This window comes from Kitasatospora sp. NPDC101447 (assembly GCF_044767225.1).
GTDB lineage: Bacteria > Actinomycetota > Actinomycetes > Streptomycetales > Streptomycetaceae > Kitasatospora.
Genome location: NZ_JBIWNL010000018.1, coordinates 63,891 through 88,195, shown reverse-complemented (window position 1 = coordinate 88,195; position 24,305 = coordinate 63,891). Strand labels below are relative to the sequence as shown.

Annotated in this window: 27 protein-coding genes; 11 read left to right on the top strand and 16 right to left on the bottom strand. The window is 73.2% G+C overall.

The annotated features are described in order from the left end of the window. The first annotated feature begins 55 nt into the window (after window positions 1-55). Window positions 56-265: an acyl-CoA carboxylase subunit epsilon gene (locus ACIRST_RS24735; RefSeq protein ID WP_350521587.1), complete on the top strand. Its 210-nt coding sequence runs from the start codon at window positions 56-58 to the stop codon at window positions 263-265. A 223-nt stretch (window positions 266-488) separates the two neighbouring features. Continuing rightward, window positions 489-1,100: a ScbR family autoregulator-binding transcription factor gene (locus ACIRST_RS24730; protein WP_402804365.1), complete on the top strand. Its 612-nt coding sequence runs from the start codon at window positions 489-491 to the stop codon at window positions 1,098-1,100. 106 nt (window positions 1,101-1,206) lie between these two features. Here the strand turns inward: ACIRST_RS24730 and ACIRST_RS24725 are convergent, their stop codons facing one another. Then, a complete protein-coding gene (locus ACIRST_RS24725) occupies window positions 1,207-1,842 on the bottom strand; it encodes a ScbR family autoregulator-binding transcription factor (RefSeq protein ID WP_350521589.1) in 636 nt (211 codons plus the stop codon). Between the two features lie 349 nt (window positions 1,843-2,191). Here ACIRST_RS24725 and ACIRST_RS24720 point away from each other — a divergent pair, with 349 nt between their 5' ends. Further along, complete coding sequence (locus ACIRST_RS24720) at window positions 2,192-3,289, top strand: ScbA/BarX family gamma-butyrolactone biosynthesis protein (RefSeq protein WP_402804363.1); 1,098 nt, start codon at window positions 2,192-2,194, stop codon at window positions 3,287-3,289. Window positions 3,290-3,368: 79 nt separating this feature from the next. Here the strand turns inward: ACIRST_RS24720 and ACIRST_RS24715 are convergent, their stop codons facing one another. The 7 genes from ACIRST_RS24715 to hemL form a co-directional block, all read right to left on the bottom strand. Then, on the bottom strand, window positions 3,369-3,776 hold the full coding sequence (locus ACIRST_RS24715) for a hypothetical protein (protein ID WP_350521591.1): 408 nt from the start codon (window positions 3,774-3,776) through the stop codon (window positions 3,369-3,371). Between the two features lie 125 nt (window positions 3,777-3,901). Then, a complete protein-coding gene (gene ccsB, locus ACIRST_RS24710) occupies window positions 3,902-5,035 on the bottom strand; it encodes a c-type cytochrome biogenesis protein CcsB (protein ID WP_350521592.1) in 1,134 nt (377 codons plus the stop codon). A 3-nt stretch (window positions 5,036-5,038) separates the two neighbouring features. Then, the gene (locus tag ACIRST_RS24705) at window positions 5,039-6,835 is read right to left on the bottom strand and encodes a cytochrome c biogenesis protein ResB (RefSeq protein WP_402804360.1); all 1,797 of its coding nucleotides are present in this window, start codon (window positions 6,833-6,835) and stop codon (window positions 5,039-5,041) included. Window positions 6,836-6,837: 2 nt separating this feature from the next. Continuing rightward, entirely contained in the window at window positions 6,838-7,611 is a 774-nt protein-coding gene (locus tag ACIRST_RS24700; protein ID WP_350521594.1) for a cytochrome c biogenesis protein CcdA, read from the bottom strand. Beyond that, a complete protein-coding gene (locus ACIRST_RS24695) occupies window positions 7,608-8,225 on the bottom strand; it encodes a TlpA disulfide reductase family protein (protein ID WP_350521595.1) in 618 nt (205 codons plus the stop codon). The genes ACIRST_RS24700 and ACIRST_RS24695 overlap by 4 nt, the downstream gene beginning before the upstream one ends. A 302-nt stretch (window positions 8,226-8,527) precedes the next feature. Next, complete coding sequence (locus ACIRST_RS24690) at window positions 8,528-9,178, bottom strand: histidine phosphatase family protein (RefSeq protein WP_350521731.1); 651 nt, start codon at window positions 9,176-9,178, stop codon at window positions 8,528-8,530. A gap of 62 nt (window positions 9,179-9,240) precedes the next feature. Further along, window positions 9,241-10,563, bottom strand: coding sequence for a glutamate-1-semialdehyde 2,1-aminomutase (hemL, locus tag ACIRST_RS24685; RefSeq protein WP_402804358.1), 1,323 nt, complete (start codon window positions 10,561-10,563; stop codon window positions 9,241-9,243). A 466-nt stretch (window positions 10,564-11,029) separates the two neighbouring features. Here hemL and ACIRST_RS24680 point away from each other — a divergent pair, with 466 nt between their 5' ends. Beyond that, complete coding sequence (locus ACIRST_RS24680; protein WP_078589103.1) at window positions 11,030-11,512, top strand: hypothetical protein; 483 nt, start codon at window positions 11,030-11,032, stop codon at window positions 11,510-11,512. A gap of 151 nt (window positions 11,513-11,663) precedes the next feature. On the opposite strand, the gene ACIRST_RS24675 is transcribed toward ACIRST_RS24680, so the two are convergent. Beyond that, window positions 11,664-12,152, bottom strand: coding sequence for a MarR family transcriptional regulator (locus tag ACIRST_RS24675; protein ID WP_350521597.1), 489 nt, complete (start codon window positions 12,150-12,152; stop codon window positions 11,664-11,666). 63 nt (window positions 12,153-12,215) lie between these two features. Then, window positions 12,216-13,511: a glycosyltransferase family 39 protein gene (locus ACIRST_RS24670; RefSeq protein ID WP_402804356.1), complete on the bottom strand. Its 1,296-nt coding sequence runs from the start codon at window positions 13,509-13,511 to the stop codon at window positions 12,216-12,218. A gap of 159 nt (window positions 13,512-13,670) precedes the next feature. Here ACIRST_RS24670 and ACIRST_RS24665 point away from each other — a divergent pair, with 159 nt between their 5' ends. Then, complete coding sequence (locus ACIRST_RS24665; RefSeq protein ID WP_402804354.1) at window positions 13,671-14,258, top strand: DUF4291 domain-containing protein; 588 nt, start codon at window positions 13,671-13,673, stop codon at window positions 14,256-14,258. A gap of 19 nt (window positions 14,259-14,277) precedes the next feature. Here the strand turns inward: ACIRST_RS24665 and ACIRST_RS24660 are convergent, their stop codons facing one another. Next, window positions 14,278-15,921, bottom strand: coding sequence for an RICIN domain-containing protein (locus ACIRST_RS24660; protein ID WP_402804352.1), 1,644 nt, complete (start codon window positions 15,919-15,921; stop codon window positions 14,278-14,280). 262 nt (window positions 15,922-16,183) lie between these two features. After that, window positions 16,184-16,423: a chaplin gene (locus ACIRST_RS24655; protein WP_350521601.1), complete on the bottom strand. Its 240-nt coding sequence runs from the start codon at window positions 16,421-16,423 to the stop codon at window positions 16,184-16,186. Between the two features lie 574 nt (window positions 16,424-16,997). On the opposite strand from ACIRST_RS24655, the gene ACIRST_RS24650 reads away from it, so the two are divergent. From ACIRST_RS24650 to ACIRST_RS24640, 3 genes are all read left to right on the top strand, one after another. Next, window positions 16,998-17,240: a chaplin gene (locus tag ACIRST_RS24650; protein WP_350521602.1), complete on the top strand. Its 243-nt coding sequence runs from the start codon at window positions 16,998-17,000 to the stop codon at window positions 17,238-17,240. A gap of 109 nt (window positions 17,241-17,349) precedes the next feature. Beyond that, entirely contained in the window at window positions 17,350-17,619 is a 270-nt protein-coding gene (locus ACIRST_RS24645; protein WP_350521603.1) for a chaplin, read from the top strand. Between the two features lie 116 nt (window positions 17,620-17,735). Beyond that, window positions 17,736-18,116, top strand: a complete 381-nt coding sequence (locus tag ACIRST_RS24640; RefSeq protein ID WP_402804350.1) for a hypothetical protein — start codon at window positions 17,736-17,738, stop codon at window positions 18,114-18,116. 109 nt (window positions 18,117-18,225) lie between these two features. Here ACIRST_RS24640 and ACIRST_RS24635 read toward each other — a convergent pair whose 3' ends face one another. Further along, window positions 18,226-18,945 carry a hypothetical protein gene (locus ACIRST_RS24635; RefSeq protein ID WP_350521605.1) on the bottom strand — a complete coding sequence of 240 codons (720 nt, stop codon included), beginning with the start codon at window positions 18,943-18,945 and terminating at the stop codon, window positions 18,226-18,228. Between the two features lie 298 nt (window positions 18,946-19,243). Between ACIRST_RS24635 and ACIRST_RS24630 the strand changes: the two genes are divergently transcribed. The 3 genes from ACIRST_RS24630 to ACIRST_RS24620 all read left to right on the top strand — a co-directional run bounded on the left by ACIRST_RS24630 (window position 19,244) and on the right by ACIRST_RS24620 (window position 20,494). Next, on the top strand, window positions 19,244-19,588 hold the full coding sequence (locus ACIRST_RS24630; protein WP_350521606.1) for a rodlet layer protein: 345 nt from the start codon (window positions 19,244-19,246) through the stop codon (window positions 19,586-19,588). Window positions 19,589-19,670: 82 nt separating this feature from the next. Further along, complete coding sequence (locus tag ACIRST_RS24625) at window positions 19,671-20,015, top strand: rodlet layer protein (protein WP_350521607.1); 345 nt, start codon at window positions 19,671-19,673, stop codon at window positions 20,013-20,015. 212 nt (window positions 20,016-20,227) lie between these two features. Next, entirely contained in the window at window positions 20,228-20,494 is a 267-nt protein-coding gene (locus tag ACIRST_RS24620; protein WP_350521608.1) for a hypothetical protein, read from the top strand. Window positions 20,495-20,564: 70 nt separating this feature from the next. On the opposite strand, the gene hemB is transcribed toward ACIRST_RS24620, so the two are convergent. The 3 genes from hemB to hemC form a co-directional block, all read right to left on the bottom strand. Then, window positions 20,565-21,545 carry a porphobilinogen synthase gene (gene hemB, locus ACIRST_RS24615; protein WP_350521609.1) on the bottom strand — a complete coding sequence of 327 codons (981 nt, stop codon included), beginning with the start codon at window positions 21,543-21,545 and terminating at the stop codon, window positions 20,565-20,567. 76 nt (window positions 21,546-21,621) lie between these two features. Beyond that, window positions 21,622-23,271, bottom strand: coding sequence for a bifunctional uroporphyrinogen-III C-methyltransferase/uroporphyrinogen-III synthase (locus ACIRST_RS24610; RefSeq protein ID WP_350521610.1), 1,650 nt, complete (start codon window positions 23,269-23,271; stop codon window positions 21,622-21,624). Then, window positions 23,268-24,275 carry a hydroxymethylbilane synthase gene (hemC, locus tag ACIRST_RS24605; RefSeq protein WP_350521611.1) on the bottom strand — a complete coding sequence of 336 codons (1,008 nt, stop codon included), beginning with the start codon at window positions 24,273-24,275 and terminating at the stop codon, window positions 23,268-23,270. Before hemC ends, ACIRST_RS24610 begins: the two co-directional genes overlap by 4 nt. Window positions 24,276-24,305: the final 30 nt, after the last annotated feature.

Below are 24,305 nucleotides of genomic sequence, written 5' to 3'. Positions count from 1 at the left end.
CAGGCCGTACCGAGAGCCGACCCACACCACAATCCACCGGGGGAGAAACCAGGACATGACCGCTTCCGCCGAACCCCTCGTCCGCATCGTCCGCGGCAGCCTCACCGACGAGGAACTCGCCGCCCTGACCGCCGTTCTGATGGCCCGCGCCGCCGCCGCGCAGCAGGCCGCCGGCAACGCGCCGATCGAGCCGATCGCCAACTGGCAGCGCCTGGAGCGCCGCCCGGCCTACTACTCGCCGGTCAGCTGGCAGCAGGCCGCCTGACGGTCCGCGGCTTCCGCCGACGGCCGGTCGCCCCGTCCGGGTGACCGGCCGTCGGCCGTTCCCGGGCGGCGCACGCCCGCTTCGCGCCCGTCCGTTCCGCGCGGGCCGGACCGACCGCCGGACGGCTCGGTAGGATGCCTACCGGTCGGTGTGCCTCCGCCGCCCCGTCGGCCCCATGGGATCGGTCGCTGCCGAGGTACCAGAACTTTCCAGGGAGGCTGCGATGGCCAGGCAGGCCCGCGCGCTGGCGACCCGCCAGGCGGTACTCCTCGCGGCTGCCGAGGTGTTCGACGAGCGGGGTTACGCCGCCGCCACGATGTCCGAGATCCTGGACCGCGCCGGCGTCACCAAGGGCGCGCTGTACTTCCACTTCCGCTCCAAGGAGGAGCTGGCCCTCGCCGTCATCGAGGGGCAGGGCGCCTGGATCGCCGGCTGGGAGCCGTCCTCGGACAGCTCGGTGCAGAACCTGATCGACCTCGGGTACGCCTTCGCCCGCGCGCTCCGGGAGGACCCGCTGGTGCGCGGCAGCATCCGGCTGACGATCGAGCACGGCAGCTTCACCCAGCCGCAGATCGCGGCCTACCAGGGGTGGATGGACCTGGTCCGGGAGCTGCTGGAGCAGGCCCGGGACGCCGGCGACCTCCACCCGGGGATCGACCTGGCCGCGGCCTCCGGGGTGATCACCGGGGCCGTCACCGGGATCCAGCTGAGCTCCCAGGTGCTGTCCGGCCGGGAGGACCTGATCCAGCGGATGGCCGATCTGTGGACGCTGCTGCTGCCCGGCCTGGTCCAGCCGCACGCGCTCGCCCGGCTGAGCGTGGCCGAGCGCGCCTGACGACCGGCGCACCCGACGGACGAGCGCGCCTGACGACCGGCGCACCTGACGGACGAGCCCGCCTGACCGCCGGGCAGGGCCGCGCCCGGCCGGCGAGCGGCGCGGATCAGACCCGGTAGCCGGCCCGGTTCTCGGCCGCCACCAGGGCGGGCAGCGCGGCCGTCCAGACCCGCCGCACGGCCTCCACCCGGGGCCGGTCGGTCTCCTCTCCCGCCAGCAGCACCTGGCCGGCCGCCACCGCGGTGAGCAGTTCGGCGGCGGCCCGGCGGTCCACCCCTGGGCACAGTTCGCCGGCCTCGGCGGCGCGGTCCAGCAGGCGGTGGACGACCGCGGTGAGACTGCGCCAGGTGGCGTCCGGGCCGGGCGGGCCCGGCGGGCCGTCCCGGTTCTCGTCCCGGCGCGGGACCTGGCGGCCGAGCCGGACGCCGGCCCGCACCACCACGTCCTCGCGTAGCATCCGGGCCAGCTCGTGCGAGAAGTCGATCAGCCCCTGGAGCGCCGGGCCGTCGGCGCGCAGGGCCCGCAGCGCGGCCGAGCCGATCTCCCGCCCGGCGGCGCCGCGCACGCCGTCCGCGAGGGCCTGCTTGGACACGAAGTGGAAGTAGAGCGCGCCCTTGCTCACCCCGGCCCGGCGGCTGATGTCGACCAGGCTGGCGGCCTCGAAGCCCACCCGCGCGAAGGTCTCCGCCGCGGCGAGCAGCACGGCCTGCCGGGTCCGCCCAGCCCGTTCCTGCTTGACCACTGGCCCCCTCCGGACTCGACCGGGCGCGTTCCCTCCCCCGGCCCGGCTGCTGTCGGCGCACCCCCTGCCGGGAGCGGCGCTCGCATGCGGACGGCTGCGACCGAAACCGCATGGTTGGTATCTAATCTAGCGCCTGCGTCGCCCCCGCCGTCCAGCGGGGACGGCCCCCCGCCCAAGGTCTGCGGTCATCCGTAGGGCATTGCCCCAGCCCACGGGGCGGGTAGCGTGAACGGGCCGGGCTGCGCGGCCGGGGCACCCCAGTCGCCGAACACAAACCGGGTGGTATGTATGTTTTGCTCGGGCGTCCATGGCGGCCGCCCGACCGACACCCTGGGAGCGGGGGCCAGTCATGCCATCGATCGTAGAGCCGGACCCCCACGGCGCTTACGCGCACCCCGGGCCCGGGCCCGGCCCCGGTACCGGCCCCGGGGCCGGCTACGACTTCCACGACCGGACCGTCTCCCGGCACCTGGTGCACCGCTCCTCGGTCTCCGAGGTCCTCCTCACCGGCTGGCAGGCCACCGGCCCGTACGACTTCCTGCTCGGCGCCCAGTGGCCCCGGCTGCACGGCTTCTACCGGCTGCCCGGGGACCGCTACCACGACCCGGTGCTGATGGCCGAGACCGTCCGGCAGGCCGGGCTGCTGATCGGCCACGCCGGGTTCGGGGTGCCGCGCGGCCACCACTTCGTGATGGAGGACCTCTCCTACGCCCTCGGCGAGTCCGGCCTGCCCGGTCTGGCCGTCGGCGCGGGCCCGGCCTCCCTCATGCTCGCCGTCGGCTGCGAGGACGTCCGGATGCGGCACGGACAGCTCGCCTCGCTGCGGGTGCACGCCGAGATCACCCGGGACGGCCGGCCGATCGGCCGGGGCTCGGGCCAGCTGCGCGTGCTGTCCCCCGGCTCGTACGCCCGGCTGCGCGGTCCGGGACGGCACGCCGTCGCGCCGCGGCCGCCGGCCCCCACGGCGCCCGAACTCGTCGGCCGTGCGCAGCCCGCCGACGTGGTGCTCAGCCCGACCCTGCGGCCGGACACCTGGCTGCTGCGCGCCGACGCCGCGCACCCGGTGCTGTTCGACCACGAGCTGGACCACGTGCCCGGGATGCTGGTCCTGGAGGCGGCCCGGCAGGCCGCCCAGCGGCTGCGCCACCCCGAGCCGGTGGTGCCGGTCGAGCTGGTGACCTCCTTCGACCACTACATCGAGCTGGACCGGCCCTGCTTCGTCCGGGCCGTCCCGGAACCGGCCGCCGACGGCCGCCGGCTGCCCGTACGGGTGCAGCTGGTCCAGGAAGGGCGGACGGCGGCCGAGTGCCGGCTGCTCACCGAGCCGCAGGACGGGCCGTTGGACGGGCCCGCGGAGCGGCCGACGGTGCCGGCCCGGCGGGACGCCCTCGACGGCCGCCCCGCCGCGCCGGGCCTCGGCAGCACCCGGCTGCCGCTGGCCAGCTGACCGGCCCCGCCGCCCGGGCCGCTGGGCCGCCGGCAGCGCCGGGGCGTCAGGCGGCCGACGGCCGACGGCTCCGGGGGCGTCAGGCGGCCACCAGCGCCGAGGACGGCCGCCCGGCGTGCATCACGCTGAGGTTGGTCGCCAGTCTGACCGGGTCCTGCGCCAGCCAGAGCCGCAGTGCCGCGCCCAGGGCGGCGCTGGCCGACTCGATCCGGACGTCGGTGATCTGCGCGATCCGGGCCGCGCCGGGCACCAGCAGGTCGGCCAGCGCGGTCGGCAGCCAGACCGTCAGGGCGCACGGCGCCGGCATCGCGAGCGCGCCCAGCAGCCGGTAGGCGTCCCCCGGCGCGCTGAGCGTGGGGATGATGTCCAGCAGGGCGTCCGCCACCACCTCGGACACGTCGCTCCGGTGTCCCTGGGCGAGCCGGCGGAGCAGCAGCTGCTCGCCGGCGGTGATTCGGACGGTCAGCATGACCTCGTCGCACTCCATTGCGCGATTTCCTCCTCAGTTCCTCCCCGTACCGGCGCGGACGCGGCCGGCACGAACTACCCCTGTCGCACCTCGGCCCGGCCACCTCCTGCGGAAAGCCGGGCCGTCGGGTGACTGCGCCCCGGTCAGATCCCCGCGTAGGAGTGCTTGCCGGTGACGAAGATGTTCACGCCGTAGTAGTTGAAGAGCCAGCAGGCGAAGGCCGCCAGCGCCAGGTAGGCCGCCTTGCGGCCCTTCCAGCCGGCCGTCGCACGGGCGTGCAGGTAGCAGGCGTAGGCGACCCAGGTGATGAACGACCAGGTCTCCTTCGGGTCCCACTCCCAGTACTTGCCCCAGGCCGCCTCGGCCCAGATCGCGCCCGCGATGATGGTGAAGGTCCACAGCGGGAAGACCAGGGCGTTGATCCGGTAGGACAGCTTGTCGAAGGTCGACGCGGCGGGCAGCCGGCGCCAGATCGACGCCGAGGTGCCCAGCGGTCCGGTGGTCAGGCCGGCCGCCGTCCGCTTGTCGAAGGAGTCCTTGCCGAGGTACAGCAGCGTGGCGATGAACGCCGCGTAGAAGGCGCCGCCACAGAAGATCGCGGTGGACACGTGGATCGCCAGCCACGGCGAGTGCAGCGCCGGGACGAGCTGCTCCGAGTCGGTGTACAGCACCGTGGTGGCGATGCCGAGGGTCAGCAGCCCCGCGAGGACGACCGGCAGGCCGAGCCAGCGGACGTTCTTCTTCGTCGCCAGCAGCACCAGGTAGGCGGCCGTCATCGCGAAGGCGAAGGCGCAGGAGAACTCGTACATGTTGCCCCACGGCCAGCGGGACACCGACAGGCCGCGGGCGACGATGCCGCCGCCGTGCAGCAGCAGCCCGAGGACGGTCAGCGAGACGGCGATCCGGCCGGCCATGTCGGCCTTCTCGTTGGTGCCGGCCGCGCCCGGACCGTCCTCCTCCTCGGCGCCGCGGCCGCTGGTGACCACCGTCGCGCCCTCGCCCGCGATCGCGGTGCGGGTGAGCGTGGTGGTACCGCCGCCGGCCCCCGCGACGGTGACGGTGACCGTCTTCGCGGCCTTCTTCCCGTCGGCCGCGGCGACGGTCTCGCCCAGGGTGCCCGCCTGTTCCTTGGAGCGGACGGCGACGGCGCCCTTGCTGCCGAACGTCCACTCGATCATGTGGGCGAACATGGCGAGCGTGTAGACCACCATCGCCGAATAGATCAGCTTGTTGGAGAGGTCGGCCAGCTGTGGGTCGACCGCCGAGGCGAGATGCACCGTCTACTCCTTGGAGTTCTGGTCGGCAGGGACTGCGGGGTCCGAGGCCTCGGCCCCGGGGTCGTCGGGCACGGCGGGGTCGTCGGGCACGGCGGGCTCCCCGGCGGGGGAGGCGGCTCCGTCCTCCGGCTCGGTGGCCGGGGCGTCGTCCGCCTCGGTGGCCGGGGCGTCGTCCTGGAGGTCCACCGCGAGTTCGGCCAGCTCCTCGGCGATCTTCGCCGACTCGCTGCGGGCCAGCCCGGCCAGCTCCACCTGGGTGCCGCCGCCCGGCAGGGCGACCGCCCGCACCCAGATCCGGCGGCGCTGGATGAACAGCGAGCCGATCAGGCCGAGGATCGCCAGCACGGCGCCGGTCAGCGCAATCGCGTTGCCGGGGCGGTGCGAGACGTTGAAGCTGGCCCACTGCTTGTAGCCCTCGAAGGTGACGGAGCCGTAGCCGTCGGGGAGGGTCCAGCCCTGGCCGGGCTTGAGCCGGGCCTTGGCCGGCTGGCCGTCCTGGGTGAGCTGGGTGAGCTTGCGGGTGTTGAGCTGGTAGACGTTCTGCGGCAGGCCGGAGTCGGTGCCGAGGTCGCCCGCGAAGGCGTTCAGCACCAGCTCGGGGGCGGCGTCGCCGGGGAACAGCGAGACCGGGCCGGTGCCCTCGAAGCTCAGCGGGGCGGTCGGCAGGAAGAAGCCGGAGAAGCCCATCTGGGTCTTGGTGCCGTCGGGGCCCGTGCCGTAGTCGGACACCTTCACGACGCCGGTGGAGGTCAGGTTGGCGTCCTGCGGCAGGAAGGGGACGGCTCCCTGGTAGACGACGTCGCCCTGCGCGTTGCGGACGGTGATCACCGGGGCGTAGCCGTGGCCGATCAGGAAGACCTTGCTGCCGCCGATCTCCAGCGGGTGGTTGACCTCGATCGTGGACTTCTTGAGCTTCGACGAGTCGCTGCCGGAGTAGTACTCGACGTTCGCGGTGAACTGCCGGGCGGCGCCGATCTGGTCGCCCTTGGTCTGGAACTTCGACGTGAAGCCGTCCAGCTTCAGGTAGAACGGGTCGAGGTCCTGGTTGCCGTAGAACCGGGTGCCGTTGAAGTCGTCGAGCTGGGTGATGGTGTTCGAGTAGCCCTCGCCCTCGACCATCAGCTTGCCGCCCGTACCCGACGCCAGGCTGGCCCAGGCGAAGCCGCCGAGCAGCGCGAACAGGGACAGGTGGAAGAGCAGGTTGCCGACCTCGCGCAGGTAGCCCTTCTCGGCGGCCACCGCGCCGCCGGACAGGTTGGCGCGGAAGCCGCGCTTGCGCAGCAGCCGGTGCGCGGCGGCGTTCACCGCGGCGGCGTCCGCCTCGGTGCGCCACACCGCGTGCACCGGCATCCGGGTCAGGTTGCGCGGCGCGGCCGGCGGCTGGGAGCGCAGCACGCCGACGAACTGCCAGGTGCGCGGGACGATGCAGCCGGCCAGCGAGACGAACAGCAGGATGTAGATCGCGGAGAACCAGACCGAGCTGTAGACGTCGAACAGCTGGAGCTTCTCGTAGATCGGCGCGACGGTGCCGTGCTGCGCCTTCCACGCCTCGACCTTCAGCTGCCCCTGGCCGTTCTGGTACTGGGGGATCAGCGAGCCCGGGATGGCGGCCAGCGACAGCAGGAAGAGCAGGATCAGGGCGACCCGCATCGAGGTCAGCTGACGCCACATCCAGCGTGCCCAGCCGAACGCGCCCATGCCGGTCGGTCCGTCGGACTCGACCGGGGCGGTGCTGAGCCGCTCGGCGGCGGCGTCTTCCGGCGCCGGCGGCTGCTCGGTCTCGGTCGTGGTGTTGCTCACGGTCAGATTCCGATCGAGGAGTCGGCGGTCCAGGACTGCAGTTCGCTCATCCAGGAATCCCAGATCCCGGTGACGAGCAGCAGACCGACCGCGACGAGCATGCCGCCGCCGATCCGCATCACGAGCGGGTAGTGCCGCTTGACCCACCCGAAGGCGCCCAGCGCCCGGCGGAAGGCCACCGCGGCCACGATGAACGGTACGCCGAGGCCCAGGCAGTAGAAGGTCATCAGCATGGCGCCGCGTGCCGCGTCGGCCTGGTTCAGGGCCAGGTTCTGGACGGTCGCGATGGTCGGGCCGAGGCAGGGCGTCCAGCCGACGCCGAAGACCACGCCCAGCAGCGGTGCGCCCAGCAGGCCGACCGCCGGGCGGCGGTGCGAGCGCACCTCGCGCATGCTCAGGCCGGGGACGAGGCCCATGAAGGCGAGCCCCATCACGACGGTCACCGCGCCGAGCACCATCGAGATGACCCGCTTGTGCTCCTGCAGGGTGTCGCCGAACTGGCCGAACAGCGCACCGCCGGAGACGAACACCGCGGTGAAGCCGAGGATGAAGAGCGTCGCGCCGAGCGCCATCCGGCCGCGCCGCACGCCGCGCGCGTCCGCGAGGTCGGCCGCGGAGAAGCCGGTCACGTACGACAGGTAGCCCGGGACGAGCGGCAGCACGCACGGGGAGAAGAACGACACCAGCCCGGCCGCCAGGGCGATCGGCGCGGCCACCAGCAGCGCCCCGCTCTGGAGCGTTCCGGTGTTGTCGGCGAGTTGCTGGGGCAGGCTCACTGCTTCTGCTCCGCGACCACCGGCTGGAGGATCGACTCCAGCGCGTCCTGGGTCGTGCCGCCGATGGCGCGGGCGGCCAGCTTGCCGTCGCGGTCGACGATCAGGGTGGTCGGGATGGACTGCGAGTTGAGGCTGCCCTTGGGGAACCTGAGCAGCTGGGTGCCGGCCGGGTCGAAGATGCTCGGGTAGGTGACGCCCTGCTCCTGCTCGAAGCGGACGGCGTTGCCCTTCTCGGTGTCCCGGGTGTTGATGCCGAGGAACTGGACGTCCTGGTCCTTGTACTTGTCCGCGACGGCCTGCAGGCTCTTCGCCTCCGCCCGGCACGGCCCGCACCAGGAGCCCCAGACGTTCAGCACGACGACCTTGCCGCGGTAGTCGGAGAGCTTGGCCTGGCCGCCGTCCAGGGTGTCCCCGGAGATGTCCGGCGCGTCCCCGCGCTTGCCCGCGTCCACCTTGGACAGGTTGGTGCCCTTGACCGTGACGAAGCCGACCTGGCCGTCGCCGCTACCGGACGAGCCCGCGGAGGAGCAACCGGTGAGGGCGAGCGCAGCGGCCGCGGCGGTGGCGACGGCGGCTGCGGCGACACGGGGACGGGGGCGCGTCATGGCAGACATGTGAAAAGTTTCGCATGGAGTTCCAGGCAGGTTCGGGGGGGTCCTGCCTTGCGCGTCGCACCCCCTCTGACCTGCGACGAAATCGGGTCACCCGGCGTACGCCGGGTGACCCGAAGTCATACTTACGCACCACTTACCCGCCGTGCGCGCGGGCGTGTGACGCCGCTCGCACGCCCCCGTGTGACGCCGGTCGCCCCCAGGGGTGACGCGGGTCGCACGCCGGGGGTGACGCCGGTCGCAGGCCGGGGGTGACGCCGGTCGCAGGCCGCCGGGCGGCGCCGCTCGGCCGCCCGTGCCGGAGGCTAGGCGCCGAAGCTCTTGCCCACCGGCTTGTCGCCCTTGCGGCCCTTGCCCACCAGGTGCGCGGGCAGCAGGTCGCGGGCCGGCTCGCGGTAGCCGACCGAGACGATCCGGTCGCCCTCGAAGGTGAAGCTGGTCAGCGAGGCCAGCGAGCACTGCCGGTTGCGCGGGTCGTGCCAGAGCCGACGGCGCTCGACGAAGGAACGGACGATCCAGATCGGCAGCTGGTGGCTGACGCAGACCGCCTCGTGCCCGCGCGCGGCGTCCCGGGCGGCGCCGATCGCGCCCATCATCCGCACGACCTGGTCGAGGTACGGCTCGCCCCAGGAGGGCTTGAACGGGTTGGTGAGGTACTTCCAGTAGCCAGGGTTGCGCAGCGAGCCGTCGCCGACGCCGAAGGTCTTGCCCTCGAAGATGTTCTCCGCCTCGATCAGCCGCGCGTCCGCCGCGACGTCGAGGCCGTGCGCCTTGGCGATCGGCTCGGCGGTCTCCTGTGCCCGCTCCAGCGGCGAGGCCACCACGTGGGTGATGTCCCGGCCCGCCAGGTCCTCGGCCACCCGGTCGGCCATCTGCCGGCCCAGCTCGGACAGGTGGTAGCCCGGCAGGCGTCCGTACAGGACGCCCTCCGGGTTGTGCACCTCGCCGTGCCGCATCACGTGGACGACGGTGATCTCTTTGGCGCTCACTTCTCGACTGCTCCTGGGCTCGTAAGGGACTAGGCCGTGGCGGCTGCGCGGGCCGCGGCCGGCAGCGCGGCGGCGATCCGCTCGATCGCCCGCTCGTCGTGGGACGCCGAGACGAACCAGGACTCGAAGGCGGACGGCGGCAGGTAGACGCCCTCGGCCAGCATCGCGTGGAAGAAGGCGGTGAAACGGTACGCCTCCTGGGTCTTCGCCTCGTCGTAGTTCGTGACGGCGGCCTCGGTGAAGAACACCGAGAACATGTTCCCGGCGGTCTGCATCCGGTGCGCCACGCCCTCCTTGGCGAGCGCCTCGGAGACCAGGCCGGAGACCTCGGCGGCCACGGCGTCCACCCGCGCGTACACCTCGTCGGTGCAGCCGCGCAGCTGGGCCAGGCCGGCCGCGGTGGCGATCGGGTTCCCGGACAGGGTGCCCGCCTGGTAGACCGGGCCGGCCGGGGCCAGGTGCGCCATCACGTCGGCGCGGCCGCCGAAGGCCGCGGCCGGGAAGCCGCCGCCCATGACCTTGCCGAAGGTCAGCAGGTCCGGCGCCCAGCCCTCGTTGGCGGCCTCCAGGCCGTACCAGCCGGCCTTGGAGACGCGGAAGCCGGTCATCACCTCGTCGGAGACGAACAGCGCGCCGTTGTCCCGGCAGAGCCGGGCCAGGCCCGCGTTGAAGCCGGGCAGCGGCGGGACGACGCCCATGTTGCCGGGCGAGGCCTCGGTGATCACGCAGGCGATCTCGCCCGGGTGGGCGGCGAAGGCCTGCTCGACGGCGGCCAGGTCGTTGTACGGCAGCACGATGGTGTCGCCGGCCTGGGCGCCGGTGACGCCCGGGGTGTCGGGCAGGCCGAAGGTCGCCACGCCGGAACCGGCGGCGGCCAGCAGGGCGTCCACGTGACCGTGGTAGCAGCCGGCGAACTTCACGACCTTCGCCCGGCCGGTGAAGCCTCGGGCCAGCCGGATCGCGGACATGGTGGCCTCGGTGCCGGAGGAGACGAGGCGGACCTGCTCGACCGGGGCGACCCGGGCGACGATCTCCTCGGCCAGCTCGACCTCGCCCTGGCCGGGCGTGCCGAAGGAGGTGCCGTGGGCGACGGCCCGCTGGACGGCGTCGATCACCGCGGGGTGCGCGTGGCCGAGGATCATCGGACCCCACGAGCACACCAGGTCGACGTACTCGCGGCCGTCGGCGTCGGTGAGGTAGGGGCCGGTGCCGGACACCATGAAGCGCGGCGTGCCGCCGACCGCGCGGAAGGCACGCACCGGGGAGTTGACGCCGCCGGGCGTCACCACGGAGGCGCGATCGAACAGCGACTGGGACTGGGGGGCTTCGTAGGGGTAGCTCACGGGAGACATGGTCTCAAATCGTGTCCTTGCCCTCTGCATGTCGGACCCGATCATCTGGAACGATGATCCGGGCACTCGTTGTCTGTACGGTTGTCCGTACAGTCCGTACGGACGGGGGCGCTGACTGCTCCCGAGCACGGACCAGTCAGACTGTGCACACAGAGTGCGCGAGTGCTCCGGTTGTGTGCAGGGGTGTGAAGAGGACTGCTGTGCGCCGCTGGTGGGTACGGCCCGCGAGTGGGTACGGCGGCGCATGACGGGTAAGGAGCACGTCCGGAGGGACGCCGGGCGTGCGGGGGTCTGTCGATTCCGGCGAATTCCGGTGAGGATGGTCCGAGTGTCCGAGGCGCAGGACGGCTACGACGAGGCCGCGGGGGGCTCCCGCCGGCCTGCCGAGGCCGCACGCGGGGGTACGGGAGCGGGTACGGGACGTGGTCGCCGCGGCGGCGAGAGGCGGGGTGAGGGACGCGTGGGGGTGACGTACAAGTACTTCGGCGCCCCTGACCGCGCGACCGCCGCCAGGGTTCCCACCGCCCTCGGCCCGGGCGGGCTCGGTCTGGACGCCGGGGAACTCGGCTCGCTGGGGCGGCTCGGCGACCTGATGGAGACCAGCGGCTCCCCCACCGGCCACCTCTCCACCAAGATCAAACCGGAGACCATGAGCGCCATGGTCCTCACCGGCATCCAGGGCGTGCCGCTGCACCAGGTGCCCCCGCTGGAACTCGTCGTGCTGCACCCGGACTACGCCGTCGTACAGCTCCCCCACAACGTGGTCGAGCCGCTCCGCAAGGCCGACGAGACCGAGCTCGGCGCCGCCGCCTTCATCTGGTCCACCGTCCCGGACCGGCGCGGGCCGCGGGACGCCTTCGTCATCTACAGCATGCTGCACGAGTGGCAGGACTTCGCCAACCGGCTGCACGAGGCCGGCCACCAGCTGTACTGCCTGGTCTGGCCCTGACGCCCGCTCGGCCACCCGCCCGGACTCCGGCGCCGACGAACTCGGCGCAGGACGAGGTGGGTTGACGGTCCGTCGGCTCTTGACGGGCGATCGGGGCACGGCGGCGGCGGGCTGCCCGGCAGCTGGCCCAGGACGTGCCCCGGCGCGGCCCTCAGCCCCGGGCCCGGCGGGCGCGGCGTACGGTGCGTTCGCTCTCCACCGGCTCCGCGAGGTGGCCGCCCACGAGGTGCGTCAGCGCGGAGACGAAGACCTCGCGCTCGGACTGCGGCAGCGACTCCAGCAGCTCGCGGTGCACCCGGTCGGCGATCGCGCTGCCCTCCGCGACGGCGCGCTCGCCCGCCTCGGTGACCGAGATGATCCGGGCCCGGCGGTCGGTCGCGGACGGGCGGCGCTCGGCCAGGCCCGCCTTCTCCAGCTCGTCGACGGTGACCACCATGGTGGTCTTGTCCAGGTCCGCCAGCTCGGCCAGCTGGATCTGGGTGCGCTCGGCCTCCTGCGCGTGGAACAGCACGCAGTACGCGCGCGGGGTGATCCCGAGCTCGGCGAAGGCGGCCGCCATCCTGGTCGCCAGCACGTGGCTCGCGTGGTCCAGCAGGCCGGAGATGTCGCGGATCTCGCGCACGGGCGGGGTCGTCGTCATACGTCCGAGATTAGCAACGGCCCGTCTGCTGCCGGATGATCCCGTTGACAACCAACGCCGGGTCTACGGGATGCCCAACTCGAACAGCGCATAGCCGGCGTACCAGCCGGCCGCGATGGCGGGCATCGCGAACAGCCCGACCAGCGAGGAGGTCCGCACCCGGCGCAGCGCGAACGCCAGGCCGATGCAGAGCGGGAAGGCCGGCAGCAGGTAACGCGAGATGTTGCCGAAGATCTGGTTGCTGCTCAGCGCGGTGGCGATGGTGAGCGCGGTGTAGACCCACAGGACCAGCGGCGGCCGGGCGCGCCACAGCAGCACCAGCAGGCCGGGCAGGGCCATCAGCAGGGCGATGGCGATCAGGTCCGGGACGGGGTTGGACTGCCAGAAGTCCCAGTGCCCGGTGATCACGTCCATGATCGTGCGGAGCGTGGAGGCGCCGCCGTCGAAGTAGCGGTTCCACGCGCCCCGCTGGAGCTTGAAGTAGCCGCCCCAGTCGCCCATCTTCCAGCCGACCCAGGCGACGTAGCCGATCAGGCCCCAGGGGGTGATCAGCATCGCGGTCAGCGGGCGGGCCACCCCGTCGGTGCGGCGGACCAGCGCGACCAGCGCGGCGATCGAGACGGCGGCGATCAGTGCGGCGGCGGTCGGCCGGTTGAGTCCCGCCACCAGCGCCAGCACGCCGGCGGTCAGCCAGCGGCGGGTCATCACGCAGTAGCAGGCCCAGGCGGACAGCGCGACGAACAGCGAGTCCGAGTAAACCGCCCACTCCACGCCGGAGCCCGGGAACAGGGCCCAGAGCGCCGCGGCCGTCACGCCCGCCCGGAAGCCGCCGAGCCGCTCGGCGATCGCGAAGATCCCGGCCGCCGCGACCAGCGAGGCGAGCACCGAGACCACGATTCCGGAGCCGTACGAGCCGAGCCCGGTGACCGTGCCGACCAGCCGCATCAGCCAGGGGTAGAGCGGGAAGAAGGCGGCCGAGTTCTCGTAGTACGTGGCCAGCGGGAAGCCGTGCAGCGGGATCAGCTGCGGGTGGTAGCCGTTCTCGGCGATCCGCTGGTACCAGACGCCGTCCCAGGTGCTCAGCACGTCCCAGGGGTTGGCGCCGCCGCCGCGGCCGGGCTGCTTGTTCAGGTAGTCGCCGGTGTGCGAGAGCAGCAGCATGAAGACGGTCAGGCCGATGGCCTTGACCACCGCGTACGCGCCCAGCGCGGGCGCGAAGCGGTCCACCAGTGCCCCGAACCGCCCGGGCGCGCGGCCCGTCCGGTCCTCGGACGGCGCCGCCGTCGCCGCGGCGGGCGACGTGGGCTCGGTGCCGGGCGACTCGGTGCCGGACGACTCGGTGCTCGATGCCGTGCTCATCTGCTCTGGGTACTCCCCCGCCCCGCCCGTGGTCCGCGCGGCTCCGGCGCAACGATTTTCCCGTGAGCCTACGGCACGTCCCGGACCGGGCCGGCCGTCCCCCGCCACGGCGGGAAAACCGATGGCACCCCGACGGCGGCGCCCGCGACGATTGCGGACATGCCGAACACTCCGTCGACGCGCCGGATCCGGGCCGCGCACACCGCCGCGACGATCACGGTCTACCAGGCCTTCCCGCCGGCGATCGCCGGACCCGCGGCGGCCGAAGGGCGCTTCCCGGCGGCGTTCGAGCGCGACCGGATGACCTGGATCAAGCCGTCCTTCCTCTGGACGATGCACCGCAGCGACTGGGGGAGGAGCGCCGGGCAGGAGCGGGTGCTGGCGCTGGAGATCAGCCGGGAGGGCTTCGACTGGGCGCTGGAGCGGGCGGTGCTCAGCGCCTACACCGGCCGGGTGCACGAGTCGCGGGCGGCGTGGAAGCGGGAACTGCGGCAGAGCCCGGTGCGGGTGCAGTGGGACCCGGACCGCGACCTCCGCCTGCAGCCGCTGGACCACCGGGCGATCCAGGTCGGGCTGCGCGGCGAGGCGGTGCGGCGGTACGCGGACGAGTGGATCCGGCGCATCACGGACGTCACCGCGCTGGCCGAACGGGTGCGGCTGGAACGGGACCCCGCCCTGCTGCCGGCCGAGACGCCGTACCCGACGAGCGCGGCCGTCGCCGCCGGGTTGGGGGCGGCGACGGCCTGAGGGGTGCCGAGGGGGCGGGTCAGCCCTTGACGTAGACGATGCCGAGCTTGGTGAGCTGCCAGAGCTGGTCGGCGGAGCCGGTGTCGGTGGCGAGCTGGACGTAGGGGTTGCCCTTGGCGTCCACGGTGCTGCCGGCGGCCAGGACCTTGCCCGGGTCCTGGGAGTCGGCGATCTTGTAGCGGCCGTCGCCGGCCGGCTCGAACACCCAATGCTGGTTGCCGCCGCCGTTGCAGCGCCACTGCTGGATCCGGGTGCCGGGGGCGGTGGAGGCCGCGTTGGCGTCCAGGCACATGTCGCGGTTGCCGCTGAAGTCGAGCTCGTAGCTGCCGCCGGCCTTGGCCTCCAGCACGAAGGACTGGTTCAGCCCGCCGCCGGCCGGGTAGCTGATGGCGGCCCGGCCGTTGGTCGAGTCGCCGTAGGTGCCGCCGCCGGTGAGGTCCAGGACGTTGCCGGTGGCCGCGTTGGTCAGCTGGTACCAGGCGCCGTCCTCGGGGACGTCCCCGAAGGGCTTGCCCGGGGTGAGCGGCTGGATCGACGTGGTGTTCTGCTGGTTGAGCGAGCAGTAGGCCTGGCTCAGCTCGGGCCGGGCGTAGAACTGGCCGAGGCAGACGCCCTCGCCGCGGTAGCCGGCCACCCGCAGGTGGTACGACTGGCGGACCATGTTCATGCACAGCCCGGGGATGCCGATCTGCGAGTCGCAGCCGTTGCGCGCCCACTCGGAGAGGTTGATGACGTCCCCGTTGCTGTACTCGTACGGGGAGCTGGTCCACTCCGCGCAGACCTCGTGCCCGAAGGCGACCCGCCGCTGGTCCAGGTACCGGACGCCGGGGACCTGCTCGGCGGCGCCGCGCAGCGCGTCGCTGAAGGTCGGGACCACCCAGTTGTGGCCCCAGGCGAGGTCCTCGGGGAAGGCCGGGCAGCCGTCGGCGATCTTGCCGAGGTAGTCGTTGCGCCGGATGTCCGGGGTGATCGGATTGAAGTACGACTGGTAGACCAGCTGGTACGCGGAGTCGGCGTAGCCCGCCTTGCGCATGGTCTGACGGATGTTCTGCAGCGCCGCGACGACCTTGGGCTGGACGCCCTCGGCCCGCCGGCGGATCTCGTCGCTGCCGATGGTGTCGCGGCAGCCCTGGTCCTTGGGGATCGGGAAGTACTGCGCCAGGCAGTGCATCATGACGCCGCTGAAGTCGAAGTCGTCGTTGGCGCCGATCGTCACCACGACCAGCTTGACGTCGTACTTGGACGCCACGTCGGCGAGCTTGACGTCCTGCTTGGGCTCGCCGAAGTCGCCGCTGCCCGGGCCGGTGACCTTGGCCAGCTCGGGGTCGCTGACCAGGTCGCCGGTCTGGGCGCCGGAGCAGGCGAGGTCGATCGGGGTGACACCGGGGATGTCGGTGACGAAGATCTCCGACTTGGGGTGCCGGTGGCAGTAGTTGGTGGGGCTGTCGGTCTCCGGGAAGTAGCCGTCGTTGGTGTCGGTGCCGGCGCCCTCCCCGGAGATGGCGCTGTCGCCGAGGGCGACGACCGCGGCCGGTCTGGCGGCGCCGGGTGCCGGGGCCGGGGCGGGTGCGGGATCGGCGAGGGCGGCGGGGGCGCCGGCCAGCCCGAGGGTGACGACGAGGGCGCCGGTGGCGAGCGCCGCCGACAGGCGGGACCTGATCACACGCGACTCCTTGCGGGGGGGTGGGGGGACCGCCCGGGCGGGGGCGCCGAGCGGCGCGGAGCAAGGGAGGAGCTGAAAAGGTGAGCAGGACTCGGATTCTAGGAACTGACAAGTAACACAACAAGGCTTAGGACGAAGCCGGGACCTGACGGGCCGACGGATTCCCGGCACGACGATTCCGGGCACGACGAAGAGCCGCCGCCCCGCGCCCCAGGAGGGAAGCGCGGAACGGCGGCTCGCACCGGCCGAACCGGGTGCGGGATCAGCCCACGTTGGCGCAGTGGTTGCCGAACGCCGGGTTCAGCAGGCCCACGATGTCGATGGTGTTGCCGCACAGGTTGACCGGCACGTGCACCGGAACCTGGATCTGGTTGCCCGAGATGACACCGGGGGAACCGGCGGCGACGCCCTCGGCGCCGGAGCTGGCCATCGCGGTGCCGGCGCCGGCGGCCACGATGCCCACCACGGCCGCGCCGACGGCGGCGGTCTTCTTGATGCTCATGCGAGCCTCCTGACTGTTCAACAGAGATGCACGGGGAGTGCGACATCAAGAACGACACCCGCCCGGACCGGTTGCGACGGTGCGCCCACTGTCACCCGTCCGGAGCAACGGCGCCCCCGGTCGGCATTCGGGTGATCGGCTTCGGACGGGCCGTTTCCCCGCGCGCCGTGCCTCGTTCTCCCTGACGGAACCCGGTCCATCCGGCCCCCTACACACGAATCGAGCACGTCCATGCACCACCTCGCCCACGGCCCCGTCGGCACCGCGGCCACCGGCGGCTCGATCGACGTGGCGGGCCCCACGAACGCGGCGTCCGGCAATCCCCGCCGGAACGTCTGACCGGGAATTCCGCCCGGTCGCGCCTTTGTCCGAGCCATTCCCGGCCGTGCGGGAGCGGTTTCGAGAGGCGCTGCAACACGGCGGCTGCGTCCACGCCCGAGCCATGGGCGGAACGCGCCGGTGTGCGCCGTCCGAGTGACAAATCACGGCAATCCCTGAAACCAGCGGGCGAGTATTCGTGCTCGCCCGGATCCCGACAATTCCCTTCCGTCGGGCAGAAATCGGAGGAAGAACGATGCGTAACTTCAAGAAGGCCGCCGTGCTGTCCCTGGCCACCACCGGCCTCGTGCTCGGTGCCGCCGGCGGCGCGTTCGCCAGCTCCGGTGCCCAGGGCGTGGCCGCCGGCTCCCCCGGCGTGCTCTCCGGCAACCAGATCCAGATCCCGGTGCACATCCCGCTCAACGTCTGCGGCAACAGCATCGGGGTCATCAGCATCCTGAACCCGGCGTTCGGCAACTCCTGCGCCAACATCGGCTGAACCCGCGGTCGCCGCACCGGCGACAGCTGATTCACCGAGCCCTTGCCGCGCCCCGCACTGCCGGGGCGCGGCACGCTCCCCCCGTGTGTGATCGAGGAGATCAACCCCCATGCAGAACGTGAAGAAGGCCGCCGTCCTCTCCGCCGCCGCTGCCGGCCTGGTGCTGGGCGCCGCGGGCTCCGCCGCCGCGAGCTCGGGCGCCGAGGGCGTCGCCGCCGGCTCCCCCGGTGTCGCCTCCGGCAACCAGATCCAGGTTCCGGTGCACATCCCGGTCAACCTGTGCGGCAACTCCATCGACGTGATCGGCCTGCTGAACCCCGCGTTCGGCAACAGCTGCGCCAACGTCGAGCTGCCCCCGCCGCCCGCGGACAACTGCTGATCCCCGATCGGCACGTGTTCCGGCCGTCCTGCCCCCCGACCAGTCGGCCGGGGGGCAGTTCGGCATCCCCGGACGGCCGTCCGGGACCCCCGATCCACCGAAGGGTGATGATCCGCATGGTTTCGAAGAAGAGCGGGGCCGGCCTGGCCGCCGCCGTCGGTGCCGCGGTGCTGCTCGGCGCGGGCTCGGCGCAGGCCGCCACCGCCCCGGCGGGCCAGGCGCCCGCCGGCCCGGCCACGCTGGCCAGGACCGACGTCGGCCAGGCGCTGAACGGGACGACCTCCGGTCTCGGCTACGGCGTCGCGCCGATCAAGAGCCTGCGCCTGGACCCGTGGGCCAACTCCTCCGCCGACGTGCTCAACAACGGCGCGACCGTCCAGCCGGACCAGGGCCTGGCCCCGGTCGGCACCGGGACGCTGACCGGCCCGCTGAGCGCGGGCGGCGGGGTCAAGGACCTCCCGCTGGTCGGCGGCCTGACCGGCGTCCTGCCCGGCTGACGGGCGCCGCGTCCGACCGGGCGGCGCACGCGCCGGAGCCCGGCACCCCGCGCGGTGAGCGGGGTGCCGGGCTCCCGTCGTGCCGGGCCCCTGGCGTGCCCGGCGCCGGTCAGAGCCGGGTCAGGTCGGTCAGCCCGGCCTGCCGGAGCACGCCGGTGGCGGTGGCGGTGGTGGCCGCCGGGTCGGCCAGTCCGCTCTGGCCCACCACCTCGGTGGCGGTGGCGGCGGTGGTCGTGGTCAGGTCGTTCACCTCGTCGGTGACGGAGAGCCGGTGGTCGTCGCCGCCGAGGCTGGCGTTGGCCCCCGGGACGGCCTGCACGGCACCGGTGAGCAGGCGCGGGTCGACCTCGTCGACCTTCAGCCGACCGCCGGCGAGCTGGCCGGCGCCGTCCTGGGCGAGCGAGAGCGGCTTGCCGAGGGTGACGCCGGGGGTGTCGGCGTGCAGCGGGGCGGCCGGGGCGTCCAGCAGCACCTGGCCGAGGTCGGCGCCCTGGTCGAGCAGCGGGAGCGGCAGCTCGGCCTTGGCGCTCGGGCCGACCTTGCCGGTGCTCAGCTGGGGGACGATCCGCTCCGGGATCAGTTCGGTGCTGGTGCTGGTGGTCCGGCCGGGCACCGGCGGCATGAGCAGCGAGGTCGGGATGCCGGCCGACAGCCGGCTGCCCAGCGGGGTGAGCGGCACCTCCGCCGGGACCTGCTGGGTGGCCAGCGCGTCCTCCAGGGCTCCGACCTGGTCGGGGCCGACCGGGGCGGCGGAGGCCGGCCCCTGGGAGGCGAGCATGCCCGCACCGACCGCCAGCAGCATCGCGCCGGCCCGCTTGGAGAACTTCATGCTTTTCACCGTTCTGCTGTCCGTACTGGGGATCACTGAGGAAGGCTGCGCGGGCGCAGCCGGAAAGCAATCTGCTCAACGAGTGACCGGGAGTGCGGATTGCGCCGGTTAGCCGGTTCGGCCTAATAATCCGACCGGAAACCATCCTTCGTCGCGCCTCCCGGACTCTTTTCAAAAATCCCCGTAACCTTCCGTGCCGTCATTCTTTGATCTGGACGTCAGTGACTGCAGACCGGGTCTGAGCGTTCTACGCGTTGTACGCAAGGAATCCAAGAGCATTTCAGAGAGGGATCTCCCCATGATCCAGAAGTCCTTCGCCGCTGCCGGCCTGGCCGTCGCCGCGCTGGCCGCCGCCGCCGCGCCCGCCTCGGCCATCGGTGACGCGGACGGCGCCGCCGCCTCCATCGAGGGCAACGGCGGCTCCAACTTCACCGGGACGGTCGGGAACAACAGCCCGAACTTCCACTTCCTGGACAACGCGAACGTCTGCCTCCCCGAGATCCACAACATCGCCGTCGGCGTGCTCGGCGTGGCCGTCCCGGTCGAGGTCCCGATCGCCAACAGCGGCGGCAAGCAGTACTGCACCCAGGGCCAGGGCACCCAGAGCCACGGTGACGCGGGCGTGTCCCACCTGATCGGCTGACGCTCCGTTCAGCTCCCTGCACCACCCCTCCGATCCACCCTACGAATCGCTCCCCGATTCACCCCCGAGAGGAAAACCGGAAATGATCAAGAAGTCCCTCGCCGCCGCCGGCCTGGCCGCCGCCGCCATCGCGATGTCCGCCGGCTCGGCCTCCGCCATCGTCGACTCGGACGGCGCCGCCACCTCCGTCCAGGGCAACGGCGGCACCAACCAGACCGGCACCCACGGCAACGGCAGCCCGAACTTCCACACCCTGGACAACCCGAACATCTGCCTGCCGGAGGTCCACAACATCGCCGTCGCGGTCATCGGTGTCGCGGTTCCGGTCGAGGTCCCGGTCCTGAACAGCACCCCGAAGCAGATCTGCAACGTCGGCCAGAACACCCAGTCCTCGGGCGACGCGGGTGTCTCGCACCTGATCGGCTGATCAAGGGGCATGGCACGGACGGAGGGCCCGGGGAGGAAGGTCTCCCCGGGCCCTCCGGGCTTGCGGGCCGAGAAGTCCGGACGGGCGCCCGGCCCGACCGGGTGACCGTCCGTCCGGCCGGGCGCGTGGGGCGCCGGGCGGGACGGACGGGCTGTGATCACGAGTCAGACGCAGAGCGCCCGCGGGGGCGCTCCCAGAGAGAGGGCAGATCCATGAAGAGCAAGCTGGCCAAGGCCGCCCTGACCGCCACCGCCGCGCTGGCGCTCGCGGGTGCCGCCACCCCGGCGTTCGCCCACGTCGGCCTCGCGGGCGGCGGGGGCATCGCCGCCTCGGCCGACCAGCCGTTCGTGGCCGGCGGGGGCTGGGGCGTCGCCCACACCTCCGACATCGCCGCCGGCGGCTTCGGCGGCGGCGCGGCCACCTCCACCGACCTGGTGGGCGGCGGCGAGGGCTTCGCGCACATCGCCGGCTGGAACTAGCCGGACGCGGAAGGCCGGGCCGCTCCCGTGGGAGCCGCCCGGCCTTCCGTACGCCCTGCTACCGCGCCGGCTACTTGAGCATCGCGGCGGCCTCGACGGCCCAGTAGGTGAGGATCTGCTCGGCGCCGGCGCGGCGGATCGAGGTGAGCGTCTCCATGATCATCCGCTCCCGGTCGATCCAGCCGTTCGCGGCGGCCGCCTCGACCATCGCGTACTCGCCGGACACCTGGTAGGCGGAGACCGGCACCGGGGAGGCGTCGGCGACCTGGCGCAGGATGTCCAGGTAGGCCATGGCCGGCTTGACCATCACCAGGTCGGCGCCCTCGGCGAGGTCCTGCTCCAGCTCGCGCAGCGCCTCGCGGGCGTTCGCCGGGTCCTGCTGGTAGGCCTTGCGGTCGCCCTTGAGCGAGGAGCCCACGGCCTCGCGGAACGGGCCGAAGAAGGCCGAGGCGTACTTGGCGGTGTAGGCGAGGATGCCCACGTCCTGGTGGCCCGCCTCGTCCAGCGCCCGCCGGACGACGCCGATCTGGCCGTCCATCATGCCGGAGGGGCCGACCAGGTGGACGCCGGCGTCGGCCTGCACCCGGGCCATCTCGGCGTAGCGCTCCAGGGTGGCGTCGTTGTCCACGCTGCCGTCGGCGGCCAGCACGCCGCAGTGGCCGTGGTCGGTGTACTCGTCCAGGCAGAGGTCCGACATGACCACCAGCGAGTCGCCGACCTCGGAGACCACGTCCCGGATCGCCTGCTGCAGGATGCCGTCCGGGTTGGTGCCCTCGCTGCCGATCGCGTCCTGCACCTCGGGGACGCCGAACAGCATGACGCCGCCCACGCCCGCCTCGGCCGCCTCCACGACGGCCTTGCGCAGGGTGTCCCGGGTGTGCTGGACCACGCCCGGCATCGAGCTGACCGGGACGGGCTCGCTGACGCCCTCGCGGACGAACAGCGGCAGGATCAGCTCCGCCGGGTGCAGCCTGGTCTCGGCCACCAGGCGGCGCATCGCCGGGCTCTGGCGCAGCCGACGGGGGCGTACGTACGGGAATTCAGCGGACACGGCTTCTCTCTCCGAACGGTTGTGCAGTGCCGGGGGCGACGGCTCGCCACCCCCGGCCGGGGGTCGGGGCAGGCCCTCAGCGGGCCTTGCGGCGCGAACCCGGACGGCGCTCGCTGGGCCGGTAGACCGGCTCGCCCGCGGCCGTCGCGGTGTCACGGCGCTTCGCCCCGAAGTCTGCCAGTGCCTGGGCCAGCGCGGCCGCCGACGGCGCGGGGGCCATCACGTCGACCCGCAGGCCGTGCTCCTCGGCGGTCTTGGCGGTGGCCGGGCCGATGCAGGCGATGACCGTGACGTTGTGCGGCTTGCCCGCGATGCCGACCAGGTTCCGGACGGTCGAGGACGAGGTGAACAGCACCGCGTCGAAGCCGCCGCCCTTGATCGCCTCACGGGTCTCGGCCGGCGGCGGCGAGGCGCGCACCGTCCGGTACGCCGTCACGTCGTCGACCTCCCAGCCGAGCTCGACCAGGCCGGCCACCAGGGTCTCGGTGGCGATGTCGGCGCGCGGCAGCAGCACCCGGTCGATCGGGTCGAAGACCGGGTCGTACGGCGGCCAGTCCTCCAGCAGACCGGCGGCGGACTGCTCGCCGGAGGGCACCAGGTCGGGCTTCACGCCGAAGTCCACCAGGGCCTGCGCGGTGGTCTCGCCGACCGCCGCGACCTTGATCCCGGCGAACGCGCGGGCGTCCAGGCCGTACTCCTCGAACTTCTCCCGGACGGCGCGCACCGCGTTCACCGAGGTGAACGCGATCCACTCGTAGCGGCCGGTGACCAGGCCCTTGATGGCCCGCTCCATCTGCTGCGGGGTGCGCGGCGGCTCGACCGCGATGGTCGGCACCTCCTGCGGCACCGCGCCGTACGAGCGCAGCTGCTCGGACAGGCCGGTGGCCTGCTCCTTGGTGCGCGGCACGAGGACGTTCCAGCCGAACAGCGGCTTGGTCTCGAACCACGAGTGCGAGGCCCGGTGGGCGACCTGCTCGCCCACCACGGCTATCACCGAGGTGGCCGGGTCGACCGGCGCGGAGACCGGCGAGGGCAGCACCCGGGCGGCCTTCAGGTCGGCCGCGATGGCGGACAGCGTGGAGGTGAAGGTCCGCTGGCGGGTGGTGGTGCCGGAGAGCGTCGCGCTGAGCGCGGACTCCGGCTTGCGGCCGTTGGAGACCAGCGCGGCGGCCGTGGCCGGCAGCTGGCCCAGGGTGGTGCGGACCACCAGGGTGGTCTCCGGCGCGCCCAGGTCCACCGGGCCGCCGGACAGCAGCTGGGCACCGTCCACGAAGCGCACGTCGGTGCCGGCCCCGGCCCGCAGCGGGACGCCGGCGTAGGCCGGGACGCCGACCGACTGGGCGACGCCCGGGATCACCTCGAAGGGGATCCCGTCGCCCGCGCAGCTGAGCATCTCCTCGGCGGCGCAGCCGTCCAGGCCCGGGTCGCCGTCGACGGTGCGGACCACGTGCTTGCCCGAGCGGACCGCCTCGGCGACCACCTTGGCCAGGTCGAGCTCGGCGCCCTCGGCGGCCGGGTCGTGCACCTGCACGGCGGCCGGGCAGTGGCTGCGCACGGCGGCGGCGGTCAGCGGGTCGGCGACCAGGACGTCGGCCGTGGACAGCACCTCGACCGCGCGCAGGGTCAGCAGGCCCGGGTCCCCGGGGCCCGCGCCCAGGAAGGTGCACCGTCCGGTGGCGGGCTGCCCGGCGGGGAACAGGGCATCGGTGGCGGCGGTGGGGCTCATCGGGCTCGCTCCCCCATCAGGGCGGCCGCGCCCCCGTCGAGCAGCCGGTCAGCCAGCGCGCGGCCGAGGGCCGCCGCCTGCTGCTCGGCGGACTCGTCGAGGACGATCGGACCGTTGGCGGACATCTTCAGCAGGGCGGAGCCGTCGGGGTTGCCGACCACGCCGTCCAGCCGCAGTTCGTTCTGCCGGCCCCAGGTGGCCAGCGCGGCCACCGGTGCCGAGCAGCCGGCCTCCAGGGTGGCCAGCAGGGCGCGCTCGGCGGCCACGGCGACCCGGGTGGGGGCGTGGTCCAGGGCCGCGAGCGCGGCGGTCAGTTCGGTGTTCGCGGTGGTGCACTCGATCGCGAGCGCGCCCTGGCCGGGGGCCGGGATCATCAGCTCGGGGTCGAGGTGCTGGGAGATCTCGGCGCTGCGGCCGAGCCGGTTCAGACCGGCCGTCGCCAGCACCACCGCGTCCAGCTCGCCGCCGGTCACGTAGCCGATCCGGGTGTCCACGTTGCCGCGGATCGCGACGGTCTCCAGCTGGGCGCCGCGGGCGGCGGCCCAGGCGTTCAGCTGCGCCATCCGGCGCGGCGAGCCGGTGCCGATCCGGGCCGGGCGGCCGGAGCCGGCCAGCTTCTCCACCAGCTCGTCCAGGGTCAGGCCCTCGGCCGCGACCAGGGCGTCCCGGACGTCCTCGCGCTCGGGGACGGCGGCCAGCACCAGGCCCTGGGGGGCGGCGGTGGGCAGGTCCTTGAGCGAGTGCACGGCGAAGTCGATCCGGCCCTCCAGCAGTGCGTCCCGCAGCGCGGAGACGAACACGCCGGTGCCGCCGATCTGCGCCAGCGCCTCCCGTGAGGTGTCGCCGTAGGTGGTGATCTCGACCAGCTCGACGGGGCGCCCGGTGACCCTGGTCACCTCGCGGGCCACCATGCCCGACTGGGCCATGGCGAGGGCGCTGCGCCGGGTGCCGAGCCGCAGGGGTGCGGCGGCCGAGGGCTGCTCCGTGATCGGTTGACCATTCATGGGGTGATCGTCCCGGTGGTACTCGTGGGA

Excerpts from the sequence above, each read along its gene's own strand:
- ACIRST_RS24645 (WP_350521603.1), top strand. The coding sequence starts at position 17,350 with ATGCAGAACGTGAAGAAGGCCGCCGTCCTCTCCGCCGCCGCTGCCGGC.
- ACIRST_RS24695 (WP_350521595.1), bottom strand. The coding sequence starts at position 8,225 with ATGTCTGCCATGACGCGCCCCCGTCCCCGTGTCGCCGCAGCCGCCGTC.
- ACIRST_RS24620 (WP_350521608.1), top strand. The coding sequence starts at position 20,228 with ATGAAGAGCAAGCTGGCCAAGGCCGCCCTGACCGCCACCGCCGCGCTG.
- ACIRST_RS24720 (WP_402804363.1), top strand. The coding sequence starts at position 2,192 with ATGCCATCGATCGTAGAGCCGGACCCCCACGGCGCTTACGCGCACCCC.
- ACIRST_RS24640 (WP_402804350.1), top strand. The coding sequence starts at position 17,736 with ATGGTTTCGAAGAAGAGCGGGGCCGGCCTGGCCGCCGCCGTCGGTGCC.
- hemC (WP_350521611.1), bottom strand. The coding sequence starts at position 24,275 with ATGAATGGTCAACCGATCACGGAGCAGCCCTCGGCCGCCGCACCCCTG.
- ACIRST_RS24690 (WP_350521731.1), bottom strand. The coding sequence starts at position 9,178 with ATGCGGCACGGCGAGGTGCACAACCCGGAGGGCGTCCTGTACGGACGC.
- ACIRST_RS24735 (WP_350521587.1), top strand. The coding sequence starts at position 56 with ATGACCGCTTCCGCCGAACCCCTCGTCCGCATCGTCCGCGGCAGCCTC.
- ACIRST_RS24670 (WP_402804356.1), bottom strand. The coding sequence starts at position 13,511 with ATGAGCACGGCATCGAGCACCGAGTCGTCCGGCACCGAGTCGCCCGGC.
- ACIRST_RS24625 (WP_350521607.1), top strand. The coding sequence starts at position 19,671 with ATGATCAAGAAGTCCCTCGCCGCCGCCGGCCTGGCCGCCGCCGCCATC.
- ACIRST_RS24730 (WP_402804365.1), top strand. The coding sequence starts at position 489 with ATGGCCAGGCAGGCCCGCGCGCTGGCGACCCGCCAGGCGGTACTCCTC.
- ACIRST_RS24610 (WP_350521610.1), bottom strand. The coding sequence starts at position 23,271 with ATGAGCCCCACCGCCGCCACCGATGCCCTGTTCCCCGCCGGGCAGCCC.
- ACIRST_RS24650 (WP_350521602.1), top strand. The coding sequence starts at position 16,998 with ATGCGTAACTTCAAGAAGGCCGCCGTGCTGTCCCTGGCCACCACCGGC.
- ACIRST_RS24675 (WP_350521597.1), bottom strand. The coding sequence starts at position 12,152 with ATGACGACGACCCCGCCCGTGCGCGAGATCCGCGACATCTCCGGCCTG.
- ACIRST_RS24630 (WP_350521606.1), top strand. The coding sequence starts at position 19,244 with ATGATCCAGAAGTCCTTCGCCGCTGCCGGCCTGGCCGTCGCCGCGCTG.
- ACIRST_RS24635 (WP_350521605.1), bottom strand. The coding sequence starts at position 18,945 with ATGAAGTTCTCCAAGCGGGCCGGCGCGATGCTGCTGGCGGTCGGTGCG.
- ACIRST_RS24715 (WP_350521591.1), bottom strand. The coding sequence starts at position 3,776 with ATGGAGTGCGACGAGGTCATGCTGACCGTCCGAATCACCGCCGGCGAG.
- ACIRST_RS24665 (WP_402804354.1), top strand. The coding sequence starts at position 13,671 with ATGCCGAACACTCCGTCGACGCGCCGGATCCGGGCCGCGCACACCGCC.
- hemL (WP_402804358.1), bottom strand. The coding sequence starts at position 10,563 with ATGTCTCCCGTGAGCTACCCCTACGAAGCCCCCCAGTCCCAGTCGCTG.
- ACIRST_RS24655 (WP_350521601.1), bottom strand. The coding sequence starts at position 16,423 with ATGAGCATCAAGAAGACCGCCGCCGTCGGCGCGGCCGTGGTGGGCATC.